The sequence below is a fragment of the Amycolatopsis suaedae genome, from assembly GCF_004214935.1.
GTDB lineage: Bacteria > Actinomycetota > Actinomycetes > Mycobacteriales > Pseudonocardiaceae > Amycolatopsis > Amycolatopsis suaedae.
Genome location: NZ_SFCC01000014.1, coordinates 149,949 through 163,271, shown reverse-complemented (window position 1 = coordinate 163,271; position 13,323 = coordinate 149,949). Strand labels below are relative to the sequence as shown.

Sequence of the window (13,323 nt, the reverse complement as noted above, 5' to 3'; positions counted from 1 at the left end):
TCACGGCGCCGAGTCGGACGCCAGTTTGAGGAGGTCCGTGACGCTCATCGTGTCGATGGCGCCAAGGTCCGCGAGGTCATCCGGCGACCGGCCGTCCACTTCGGACGCTTCTTCGGTGCCGCCGGTCAACTCTGCCAGCACGTGCCTGGCGAGCGCGAGCGGGTTCGGGAAGTCGAAGACGAGCGTGGACGGCAGCCGCAGCCCGGTCGCCGTGTTAAGCCGGTTGCGCAGCTCCACAGCCGTCAGCGAGTCGAATCCGAGGTCGGTGAACCCGCGCTCCGCGTGGACCGCGGCCGCCGACGTGTGCCCGAGCACGGTGGCGGTGTGGGACCGGACCGTATCGAGCATCATCCTGCGCCGCTCGGCGACGGGGAGTACGGCGAGCCGGTCGGCCAGTCGCTCACCGGGTTCAGCCGCCGCCTGCGGTGCCGGGACGCGGACCAGTGCCCGCCACAACGGGGACAACGTGCCGCTCTCCGCCTGCGCGCGTAGTCCGTTCATGTCGACGCGGGTGGCGACGATGTGCGGTCCGCAGGCGGACGACACCGTGTCGAACAGCCGCAACGCGAGGTCGGTCGGCATCGGCAGAACGCCGCCGCGGGCGAGCCGGGTCAGGTCGGCGCCCGCGGTCATGTCACTGCGTTCCGCCCACAGGCCCCACGCCACCGAGGTCGCCACCGCACCCGCCGCCTGCCGGTGGTGGGCGAGTGCGTCGAGGAACGTGCTCGCCGCCGCGTAGTTGGCCTGGCCCGCGCTGCCGGTCACCCCGGCGACCGAGGAGAACAGCACGAACCCGGCGAGGTCCAGGTCCGCGGTGAGCTCATGCAACACCAGGGCGCCGGACACCTTGGGACGTAGCACCTCGGTGATCTGCTCGCCGGTCATGGTGTCCAGAACCGCGTCGGAGAGCACGCCAGCCGCGTGAACGACGGCCGTGAGCGGGTGTGCCGCCGGGATCCCCGCCAGCACCGCCGCCACCTCGTCCCGCTCGGCCACATCGCAGGCCTCGACGGCTACGGTGGCGCCGTGCCCGGTCAGCTCGGCGACCAGATCGGCCATGCCGGGCGCGGCCGCGCCCCGCCTGCCCGTGAGCACCACGTGCCGGGCACCCCTGGCGACCACCAGGTGCCGCGCCACCGCGCTGCCGACGACACCGGTGGCACCCGTGATCAACACGGTGCCCGCCGGGTCCCACGCACGGGGGACGGTGAGCACGATCTTGCCGACGTGCCGGGCCCGGCTCATGAACCGGAACGCCTCCCGCGCCCTGCGCACGTCCCAGCACCGGACGGGCAGCGGAGCCAGCACCCCGCGTTCGAACATATCCACCAGCTCGACCAGCAATCGCCGCACGAGATCCGGCTCGGCACGGCTCAGGTCGACCACGTCGTAGCGGACTCCGCGGTGGATATCCGCCATCCGCACGGGGTCACGCACATCGGTCTTGCCAAGCTCGACGAACCGGCCCCCTGGCCGGAGTAGTCGCAGCGATGCGTCCACCAGCTCGCCCGTCAGCGAATTGAGCACCACGTCGACGGTCCGATCGCGGAACTTGGCCTCGAACACACCCGATCGGGACGAGCTGAGGCACTCGGGCTCGACTTCCACCGCGTCCCACTTGGCCTCACTGGCCGTCGCCAGCACGCGTGCACCGAGTGCCCGAGCCAACCGCACGGCGGCCATGCCGACCCCACCCGCGGCGGCGTGCACCAGCACGGTCTCGCCCGCGGACAACCCGGCCACGTCCCGCAACGCGTACAGCGCCGTCAGGTAAGCACCGGGCACCGACGCACCGCGGGCGAACGACCAGCCGGGCGGCATCCGGACCACGCATCTCCGGTCGACGATCGCCAGCGGCCCGAACGAGCCGTCGATCAGCCCCATCACCCGATCGCCGGGGGTCAGATCGGTGACCTCGGACCCGACGTCGACGACGACCCCCGCACCCTCGGAGCCGATCCCGGTCTGGTCGGGCACCATGTTCAACCCGATCGCCACATCCCGGAAGTTCACCCCAGCGGCGCGGAGCTCGACCCGGACCTCGCCCGGTGCCAGCTCGCGAGTCACCTCCTGGCACGGGACCGCGACGAGGTCCGCCAATGTGCCGCCGGCGCCGGTGACTTCGAGCCGCCACGGCAGGTCGCCGTCCGGCGGGACGATCGCGGCATCCTCGGCGGCGACTCCGGCGAGCCGGGTCAGCCGGGGCACGTGGATCGCACCGGCCCGGATGGCGAACTCCGGCTCGCCCGACGCGACCGCGGCACGCAACGCGGTGGCGTCGACGTCGCCGCCCAGGTCACCCAACACGAACCGGCCGGGGTGCTCCTCGCGAGCGGCACGCAGGAAGCCCCAGTCCGGCGCGACGGTAAGGGACGGTAGATCCCCGTCCACCGCCACGGCGCCACGGGTGAGCACGACGAGCCGGGTGTGCGCGGGATGACCGGCGCCGAGCCAGGACCGTGCCTGGTCCAACAGTGCCAGCAGGTCCGCGCCGATCTCGTCGGTGGTGGCCGCCCCGGCCCATGGCAGCAGCACGACATCCGGTGAGGACGTGAGTTCGCCGGTGATGCCGAGAGCTGTGGCCAGGCCGAACGGATCCGGTCCCAGAACCGTCCAGGTGAGATCCGCGGCGGGTCGAGGCACGATCGGCGCCCAGTCCACCGTGTACAGCGCGTCGGGGTGCGGTCTCATGGCGGGCAGCGGGCGTGCGACGACCGAGTCGACGGACAGGACCGGATTCGCGGCGGTGTCCACCACGGTCACCCGCACGCCGCCGGAGCCGTCCGGTGCGAGGCGGGCCCGCACCTGTGTTGCCTCCGAAGCGGCGACGGTGACCCCGCGCCACGAGAACGGCAGCCACGTCCCGTCACCGTCGAAGAAGTCACCGGCGAACAGGCCATGCAGCACGGCGTCCGCCAGCGCCGGATGCACGAGGAAGCCGTCTGCCCGCTCGGGTAACGCCGCCTCCACGAACACTGCGTCACCACGCCGCCAGGCCGCCCGCAGACCACGGAAGGCCGGCCCGTAGTCATGACCGCGTGCCGCGAGCGAGTCGTACAGCTCGTCCACCGGCACCCGGGTAGCCCCCTCCGGCGGCCATGCGGCGAGCTGATCAGGTTGCCGCGAGACGGACCCGAGCGTCCCCGTGGCGTGCCGCTGCCACTTGCCGTCCGCACCCACCGCGTACACCGCGACGGTGTGCTCTTCATCGACCCGGACCTGCAACCGCACCTCGCCGTCGATCACGAGCGGCGACTCCAGCGTCAGCTCCTCGACCAGCGGGCAACCGACCTCGCGGCCCGCTCGCGCGGCGAGTTCGACAAAGCCCGTACCGGGAAAGAGAACCGTGCCGGCCGCAACATGGTCGGCAAGCCACGGCTGATCCCGGACCGACAACCGGCCGGACAACAGCACACCGCCGTCGGCCAGCTCGGTCGCGGCTCCGAGCAGTGGGTGCCGGGTCGCGGTGAGCCCCAATGCGGTCACGTCACCGGTTCCGGCGGCGGGCTCGACCCAGAAACGGGTCCGCTGGAACGGGTACGTGGGCAGCCCCACGCGGTGTGTGGGTCGGTCGCACCGCCAGTCGACGGGAACACCGTGAACCCACGCCTGAGCGAGTGCGCCGGTAATCTCGCCGTGGTCCCGGCGCAAGGTCGGCACGACCACCGCGCCGACTCCCACCTGTTCGGCACTCTCCTGAACCGGCACGGCCAGGACCGGGTGGGTGCCGCACTCGACGAACTTCCGGTGCCCCTGTGCCAGCAGGCGCCGGGTCACGTCGGCGAAGCGCACCGGCTCACGCAGGTTCCGGTACCAGTACGGGGCATCGAGTTCGGTGGTGTCGATCCGGTCGGCGGTGACGGTCGAGTAGAACGGCACGGTGGCGGCCCGCGGTTCGATACCGGCCAGCTCCGCCACCAGTTCGTCACGTATCCGCGCCACCTGTTCGGAGTGCGACGCGTAGTTGACGGGAATAGTCCGTGCCCGCAGCCCGTCGGAGACGCACTTGCCGACGAACTCCTTGATCGCCGGAGCGTCTCCGGACACGACCGTCGACAGCGGACCGTTGAGGGCCGCCACCGAGACCGACTCCGGCAACCGTTCCGCGACAATCTCCGCACTGGCGGCGACCAAGGCCATACCACCGGATCCAGCCACCGACCGCAGTAGCCGGCTGCGTAGGGCGATCACCTTCGCACCGTCCGAAAGAGACAGCGCACCGGCGACACAGGCCGCGGCGATCTCACCCTGTGAGTGCCCCACCACCGCCACGGGGTCCACCCCGTGATGCCGCCACACCTGGGCGAGGGACACCATCATCGCCCACAGGGTTGGCTGCACCACGTCGACGCGCTCCAGGTCGGGTGCACCCGGTACGCCGGTCAGCACATCGGTCACGGAGAAGCCCGTCCACGGAGCGAGTGCCTCGTCGCACTCGGCGACCGCCGCCGCGAACACCGGCGACGAACGCAGGAGTTCCGCGCCCATACCGTCCCATTGCGTTCCCTGGCCGGGAAACACGAAGACAGCGCCACCGCCGGAGGCCGTCCCCGGCACGACACCGGGGTGTGGTTCACCCGCCGCGATGGCTCGCAACGCGCACACGGCACCGTCGCGTCCGGTCTCGACCACGGCCGCCCGCTCGACCATCGCCTCTCGCGTAACGGCCAGTTCCGCCGCGACGTCACCAAGCGGAACATCCGGCCGCTCGGTGAGGAAGGTCGCCAGATTCGCCGCTTGGGTGCGTAACACGGCATCGTCGCGGGCGGACAGGACCAGTGGCACGCCCCCTGCCACTTCGGCGACCGGTGCCTCCGGCGCCTGTTCGAGCACCACGTGCGCGTTGGTGCCACTGATCCCGAACGACGACACGCCGGCCCGCCGCGGCCGGCCGGTCGCGGGCCACTCCATCCGCTCGGTCAGCAGCGACACAGAGCCCGCCGACCAGTCCACGTGCTCGGTCGGCTCACCGGCGTGCAACGTCTTCGGCAGCACACCGTGACGAATCGCCTCGACCATCTTGATGACACCGGTGATGCCCGCCGCCGCCTGCGTGTGCCCGAGGTTCGACTTCACCGACCCCAGCCACAACGGCCGTTCCCGGTCCTGCCCGTACGTCGCGATGATCGCCTGGGCCTCGATCGGGTCGCCGAGCCGCGTTCCGGTGCCGTGTGCCTCCACCACGTCCACATCAGACGGTTCGAACCCGGAGTCCACGAGCGCGGACCGGATCACTCGCTGCTGAGCGGGACCGCTGGGTGCGGTGAGGCCGTTGGACGCACCGTCGGAGTTGATCGCGGTGCCACGGACGATGGCCAGCACCTCGTGCCCCTGCCGTCGAGCGGCGGAAAGACGCTCGATGACCAGTACGCCGACGCCCTCGGCGATGCCGAAGCCGTCCGCCTCCGAGGAGAACGCCTTGCACCGGCCGTCCGGTGCCAGGCTGCCGAGCCGGGAGAACTCCACGAAGACACCGAGCGTCGGCGACACCCCGGCACCGGCCGCGACAGCCAGGTCGCACTCACCGCGTCGCACGGCCCGTACCGCGAGATGCAGTGCCACCAGCGACGAGGAGCACGCGGTGTCGACCGTGACCGATGGCCCAGCGAAGCCGTAGTGATAGGACAGCCGGCCGGACAGCACGCTGCCGGTGCTTCCGGTCAGCACGTAACCTTCCAGCTCCGGCCTGCGTGCCGCACCGACGGCGTAGTCCACGGTCATGGCACCAACGAACACGCCGGTCCTGCTGCCACGCAGCGTGTTCGGGACGATGCCCGCGTGTTCGAACGCCTCCCACGACGTCTCCAGGAGCAGCCGCTGCTGGGGCTCCATCGCGAGCGCTTCTCGCGGGCTGATGCCGAAGAAGCCGGCGTCGAACAGGTCCGCGTCGTGCAGGAACCCGCCCTCCCGTTGGTAGAACGTGCCGGGCCTCCTGCTGACGTCGTCGAAGGCATCCGCGATGTCCCAGCCCCGGTTGACAGGAAGGTCCCCGACGGCGTCCACCCCGTCGGCGACGAGGCGCCACAGGTTGTCCGGGCCACGCACGTCACCGGGGTAGCGGCAGCCGATGCCCACGATGACCACTGGGTCTTCCCGCGGGTCTTCCACCGTGCCGTCCAGCACCGTGACCTCGGCGACCGGCGCCCGGCCAGCGTCGGCCACCATCAGACAGACGAACTCCGCCAGCTCGCTCGGTGTCGGGTGGTCGAAGAGGCTTGTCACGGGCAGCCGCACGCCTGTCAGCCTGCCGACGCGTGCACCGACCTCCAGTGCCGCCGCCGAATCGAAACCGAGGTCGGCGAAGCGGGCCTCGGCCGGCACCGGGTCCGCCAATCCGAGCCGAGCGGCCACCTCGCGGCGGACGAGGTCCAGCACCGCGGCCCGCAAGTCTGCCTCGGGCAGCCGGGCCAGCCGCTCCCGGGCAGACGGCTCCGTGGTGACACCGATGCCATCGTCGTCGTCACCGTCGGGCAGGGGCACGAGCCGAGGCTCATGACCCGCGTAGACGGTGTCCCAGTTCAGGTCGGCGCCTGCGACGTACAGCTCACCCAGCGTACGCATGACCCGCCCCGTGCCCGCGTCGTCGCGGCGCAGCGAGCCAAGGACAGTGGTGTCGGCACCCGCCGCGTCCGCTGTCTGCTGGATGGCCGCGGTCAGCACGGGGTGCACGCTGACCTCCAGCAGGACATCGTGCCCGTCCACGATGGTGGCCGCGGTAGCCCGTCCGAAGTGGACTTCCTGACGCAGGTTCCGGCACCAGTAGTCGCCGTTCAGCGGCACGTCGGCGGGCAGAAGCCCACCAAGAACCGAGGAGTAGAAAGCAAGTCGTGGCCGCTGGGGCCTCAGGTCGTCGAGCGCGTGCCGCAGCCTTGGCATGATACGGTCGATGCCCGCGCAGTGGGCAGGCACGTTCGCACTCGACCTCGCACGCACACCGGCCGCGGTCAGTTCGCCGAGAAGTCGCCGCGCGGCACCGGGTTCGCCGGAGATCACCACGGAGCGGGGTCCGTTCACCACCGCGATCTCCAGCTGGTCACCGTACGGCGTGAGCCACTCCGCGACCTCCTCCCGCGACGCGAGAATCGACACCATCTCTGCCCGGTCGGCCATGGTGTGCATGGCCTGGCTCCACGTCGCGACCACCCGCGCACCGTCCTCGAGTGACAGTGCGCCGGCGACGACGGCAGCGGCGATCTCCCCGAGGCTGTGCCCGAGGACCGCGGCGGGTGTGACGCCGTGGGCACTCCACAGGGCCGTGAGCGACACCATCGTCGAGAACAGCGCCGGCTGCACCACGTCGGTACGGTCGAGCAGCGGCAGGCCCGGCGCACCACGCAACACGTCGAGCAGCGGCCACGGCAGGTACGGGCGGAACGCTTCCGCGCACTCGGTCATCCGCGTCAGGAACACCGGCGACGAGCCGAGCAGCTCGACCGCCATGCCTTGCCACTGCGAACCGTTGCCGGGGAACACGAAGGCCACCCGGCCGTCGTGCACGTCACCGGTCACCAGCGAGGAGGTGTCCTCACCAGCGGCCAGCGCCCGCAGTCCGGCGAGAAAGCCGTCCTGGCCTTCCGCGGTGAGAGCGGCCCGCGTGGCACCGACGGATCCGGCGGCGGCCAGCGACCAGCCGATGTCCACGGGACGCCAGTCCCGCTCGGTGGTGAGCCGGCCGAGCAGGCGACCCGCCCTGGCGCGCAACGCGCGCTCGCCCGTGGCGGACAGACCACACGGGGGTGTGCCGGAGTCGTGCTGCATGTCGTGTTCCGTCCCTTCGGGTACGAGCCGCGCGGTCAGCTGGCGCTCATCTCGCGCGCCCGGCGCACGAGATCCGCGACCGCCATCTGTCTGATGTCGTGCTCGGCGCCTTCGTCGGGCAACTGGCCTGCCGGGTCGTCCGCCAGACCCAGCACCACGTCCAGCAGCCCGGACGCGCGAAGCCGGTCGATCGGCACCGCGCCGAGCGCCCGCCGGATCGCGGCGTCCTCGGTCGCGCCGGGGTCGGCGACCAGCCCCGGCGACAACTTCGACAACAGGTGGTTCGCGACGCCCTGCGGTGTCGGATGGTCGAAGACCAGCGTGGAGGGCAGCCGCAGTCCGGTGGCCGCGTCCAGCCGGTTCCGCAGTTCCACGGCCATCAGGGAGTCGAGCCCGAGATCGAGGAATCCGCGGTCCGGGTCGACACCCGCCGCCCCGCCGTGGCCGAGGATGGCGCCCAGGTGCTCGCGTACGATGTCCAGCACGTGCCGCGAACGGTCCGTCTCGGACAGTTCGGCCAGCCGGCCACGCAGTGCCGTCGCCGCATCGGAAGCGGCCACCCTCGGCCTCGGCTTGCGCACGAGCCCGCGCAACAGCAGCGGCACCTGGTCGCGGCGCACGGTCTCGGCGCGCAACCCGGTGAGTTCCAGCCGGGCAGCGACCACCGTGGGCCGGTCCGCGGCCAGTGCGCGGTCGAACAGGGTCAGACTGTCCTTGACGGACAGGACACCGATCCCGGCCTGCGCCGCCCACTCGTGATCGGCCGTCCCGGCCATGCCCTCGCCTTCCCAAGCGCCCCAGGCAATCGATCGGACCGGCAGGCCGGCCGTGGCGGCGCAGGCCAGACCGTCCAGGAATCCGTTGGCTGCCGCGTAGTTGGCTTGCCCGGGTGCACCGATCGTGCCGGACAGCGACGAGAACAGGACGAACAGATCCGGCGCCACGTCGCGGGTCAGCTCGTGGAGATGCCACGCCGCGTCGACCTTCGCCCGGAACACCTCGGCGAGCTGACGGGGGGCCAGCTTCTCGACAAGGCCGTTGGAAAGCACGCCGGCCGCGTGCACGACGGCCGTCAGTGGATGCTCCTCCGGGATCGTGGTGAGCACTCCCGCCAGGGCCGCGCGGTCGGCCGCGTCGCACGCCACGACGTCGACGTGCGCACCGTGAGCGGCCAGCTCCGCGCGGACATCGTCGGCCAGCACACCGCGCCGGCTGAGCAACAGCAGTCTCCTGGCGCCGTACTCGGCCACCAGGTGCCTGGCCACGGCTGTGCCGAGCGCGCCCGTCCCGCCCGTGATCAGCACCGTGCCGTCCGGGTCGAGCCGCATCGGCACCGGCGCCGGGCTCTGGACGTGAGCCAGCCGCGGCACGAGCAGCTCACCGCGCCTGATGGCGAGCTGTGGCTCATCGACGACGGCCACCGCGGGAAGCACACGGCTGGACTCCTCGGTTCCGTCGACATCGACGAGGACGAACCGCCCGGGGTGCTCGGTCTGCGCTGACCGCAGCATGCCCCACAACGCGGCGCCCGCCAGGTCGGTGACCGGGCCGTGCACTTCCGTCGCGCCCTCGGTGACGACAACCAGCCGGGCATCGGCGAGCAGCTCGTCCGCCAGCCACGACCGCACCAGCTCCAGCGTCTCCCCCGCGGTGGCCAGCACCCGTTCCGGGACGTCACCGCTCCCCCGCGGCGAACAGACCACGACCGTCGCCAGCGGTGCCGCGAGGGTCGGGGCCGCCGCCCGCAGCGCCGTGATGTCGGAGTACCAGTAGCCGTCGCCCCACGCCGACCGCAGAGCGCCGGTCGCGTTCACGGCGTCCTCACCCACGACGGCCCACCGGCCGCGCAGCTCCTCGCCGACGGCACGGGGTGTGAATTCGGGAGCCACCCAGTCGACCGCGAACAAGGAGTCGTCGCCGGGCGCGATGACCTGCTCCGGAGACACGGCCCGCAGGGCCAGGCCGGTCACGGTCAGCACCGGTGTACCCGCCGGATCGGACGCGGTTATCGACACCGTGCCACCGTCGGACGGCGTCATCCGCACCCTCAGCGCGCGTGCGCCGGTGGAGTGCACCGAGACCCCCTCCCAGGAGAAGGGCAACCTGGCCGCACCATCACCGTCGGCCTGGTTCGCGACGGCCGCGGCCTGCAGCGCGGCGTCCAGCAGCACCGGGTGCACGACGAACGCATCGACATCCTGCCCGTCGGGGAGCGATACCTCGGCGTAGACGTCGTCGCCCAGCCGCCACACCTGGTCGAGTCGCCGGAACGCGGGACCGTAGCCGTACCCGGCGGCGGCCATCCGCTCGTACGCGTCGTCGATCGCCACCGGCTCCGCACCGGGCGGTGGCCACGCACCCCCCGGCTCACCGGTCACGTCCTCGTCGGTCAGCAGACCGGTGGCGTGACACGCCCACTCCCCCGGTCTGCCTGCCGCCCTGGAGTGCACGGCGACCGCGCGGTCGCCGTCCGCGTCCGGCGGGGCGACGACCACGGACAGATCCACCCCGGCCTGTTCCGGTAGCACCAGCGGCGACCGCAGAATCAGCTCGCGCACGCGAGTTCGACCCGCCCGTTCGCCCGCCGCGACGACGGCCTCGACGATTGCCGCACCAGGCAACACCGCGACGTCCCATACCCGGTGATCCGCGAGCCACCCGTGGGTGTCGAGCGACAGCCGCCCGGTCAGCACGAGGTCGCCGGTGCCGGGAAGCTCGGTGACGGCACGCAACAACGGGTGCCGCATCGGATCCAGGCCGAGACCGGCGACGTCGTTGGCCGCCGCCACACCGTCGAGCCAGTACCGCTGTCGCTGGAACGCCGTCGTGGGTAGGCCCGGCGCCCGGCCCTGCCGACCGGCGAACACGGTGTTCCAGTGGACGGTCGCGCCGTACGTGTGGAACGCCGCGAGCGCACCCGTGAGGGTCTCGAGCTCCGGTCGTCCCCCGCGCAACGCCGCAACCGACACCGCCGGTTCACCGGCGATAACCTCGCGGGCCGCGATCGCCAGCCCACTGTCCGGACCGAGTTCGAGGAACCGGCTCACGTTCTGTTCGCGCAGGCATCGCACACCGGCGTCGAACCGAACGGTGTGCCGGGCCTGCCCGAGCCAGTAGTCCACCGAGCACGCCTGCTTCTCGTCGAGTCGAGCGCCGGTCACCGTGGATACAATCGGAATTCGGGGTGGGGCAAGGGTTACCGAGCCCAGCACCTCCGCGTAGGCGGGCAGCATCGGCTCGACGAGCGCGGAGTGGAAGGCATGCGAGACCCGAAGCGGCCGAGTGCGCACACCGTGCGCGCGACAGGCCGCGGCTGCCTCGTCGACCAGCGCAGCCGCCCCCGACAACACGACCGCGGCGGGCCCGTTGACCGCCGCGACGTCAACGTCGAGTCCGGCGACCCGTTCGCGGGTCCACTCCTCCGGCGCGGCGACCGCCACCATCGCACCACCGGCGGGCAGGTCACGCATCAGTGCGCCGCGAACCGCCACGACCCGTGCCGCGTCAGGCAGGGAGAGCACGCCCGCGACATGCGCGGCGGTCAGCTCGCCGACCGAGTGGCCGATGAGGAAGTCCGGCCGGACACCCCAGCTCGTCACCAGCCGGTACAGCGCGACCTCGAGTGCGAACGTGGCCATCTGGGTGTAGTCGGTCCGGTCCAGCAGACGGGCGTCCGCCGTCTCCTGCCGCGCGAAGGCCACCGACCGCACCGAGCGATCCGCGTGCTCGCCGAGCGCCGCGCACACCTCGTCGAACGCCTCGGCGAACACGGGGAACGCCGTGTACAGCTCCTTGCCCATCCTTGCCCGCTGCGCGCCCTGGCCGGTGAACATCAGCGCCTGGTGCCCGTGGTTCTCCCGCCCTGTCACCACGCCGGGCACCCGCTCACCCGCTGCCAGCGCGGCCAGCCCGGCGGTGAGTTCGGCGCGCCCGCCGCCCAGCACCGCGGCACGGTGCGGCAGTGTGGCGCGTCGTGAGAGCGCCACGGCGATCTCGGCGGCGGACACCTCGGAATGTGTGTCCATATAGGACTTGAGATTACCCGCGTAGGCGCGCACAGCCTCGTGCGTGCGCGCGGAAAGCATGAGCGGCAACGTCGTGGTGTCCTGAGTAGCCGGTTCGTCTCGCACGGCGGGCGCCTGTTCCAGGACAACGTGTGCGTTGGTGCCGCTGAGCCCGAACGACGACACCGCCGCTCGGCGTTGCCTTCCGGTGTCCGGCCACGAAGTCTGTTCGGTCAGCAGGCGGACCGCACCTTCCGACCAGTCCACCTGGTCCGATGGGGCGTCGACATGCAGCGTGCGTGGGACGACCCCGTGCCGCATTGCCAGCACCATCTTCATCACCCCGGCCACCCCGGCGGCCGCCTGCGTGTGCCCGATGTTCGATTTGACCGAGCCGAGCAGCGCCGGCCGGTCCGCCGGACGGTCCACGCCGTAGGTCGCGATGATCGCCTGCGCCTCGATCGGATCACCGAGCGTGGTACCGGTGCCATGTGCCTCCAGGACGTCCACATCCGACGGTTCGAGGCCGGCGTTGGTCAGCGCCTGCCGAATGACTCGTTGCTGCGATGGGCCGTTGGGCGCGGTGAGCCCGTTGGACCGTCCGTCGGAGTTGACCGCGGACCCCCGCACGACCGCCAGCACGGTGCGGCCGTTCCGCACCGCGTCGGACAACCGCTCGACAAGCAGCACACCGGCGCCCTCGGCGAACCCGGTACCGTCCGCCGCCGCGGCGAACGACTTGCACCGGCCGTCGGGCGACAGCCCGCGCTGCCTGCTGAACTCGACGAACATGTCCGGGCGGACGATCACCGTGGCGCCACCCAGAACCGCGAGCGAGCATTCGTCGTTACGCAGGGCCTGAACGGCCAGGTGCAACGCGACCAGCGAAGAGGAGCAGGCCGTGTCAACGGTGAGTGTGGGACCTTCCAGCCCGAACGCGTACGCCACCCGCCCAGACGCGAGGTAGCCGAGCTGGCCGGGCCAGTCATTGCTCATGACCCCGGTGAACACGCCCGTTCTGCTGCCCCGCAACAACTCCTCGGTCAGCCCGGCGCGCTCGAACGCCTCCGCCGCGCACTCCAGCAGCAGCCGGTGCTGCGGGTCCATCGACGCGGCCTCCCTCGGGCTGATGCCGAAGTGGTCCGCGTCGAACGATGCGGCATGCGTCAGGAAGCCGCCGTGCCGCGAATAGGTCCGACCAGGCGTTCCGGGCACCGGGTCGTATACGCCCGCGACGTCCCAGCCCCGGTCCCGCGGGAACTCCGAGATCAGGTCACGCCCGTCGGCGACGGCCGCCCACAGGTCTTCCGGTGTGTCGAGCCCACCGGGATACCGGCAGCTCATTCCCACGATGGCGATCGGCTCCCTACGCCGGTTCTCCACGGCACGCAACTGTTCGCGTACGTCCTGTAATTCGGCGGTGGCGCGCCGGAGATACCCGAGGTACCTGTCCTCTTCACTCACCGCTGCCCCTCCTTCGGCCCGGAACGACCCGCCCGGTACCCGTAGGATCAACGGGCCGGGGGTTCCGGGTCCATGTGGATTCGGCGGCAGAATCACC

At 71.6% G+C, this 13,323-nt stretch carries 2 protein-coding genes; both read right to left on the bottom strand.

Annotated features, from left to right (window positions below; genetic code table 11):
- Positions 1 to 7,758, bottom strand: a complete 7,758-nt coding sequence (locus tag EWH70_RS26400) for a type I polyketide synthase (protein WP_130478223.1) — start codon at positions 7,756 to 7,758, stop codon at positions 1 to 3.
- Positions 7,759 to 7,793: 35 nt separating this feature from the next.
- The gene (locus EWH70_RS26395; protein ID WP_476692394.1) at positions 7,794 to 13,277 is read right to left on the bottom strand and encodes a type I polyketide synthase; all 5,484 of its coding nucleotides are present in this window, start codon (positions 13,275 to 13,277) and stop codon (positions 7,794 to 7,796) included.
- Between the last annotated feature and the right edge of the window lie 46 nt (positions 13,278 to 13,323).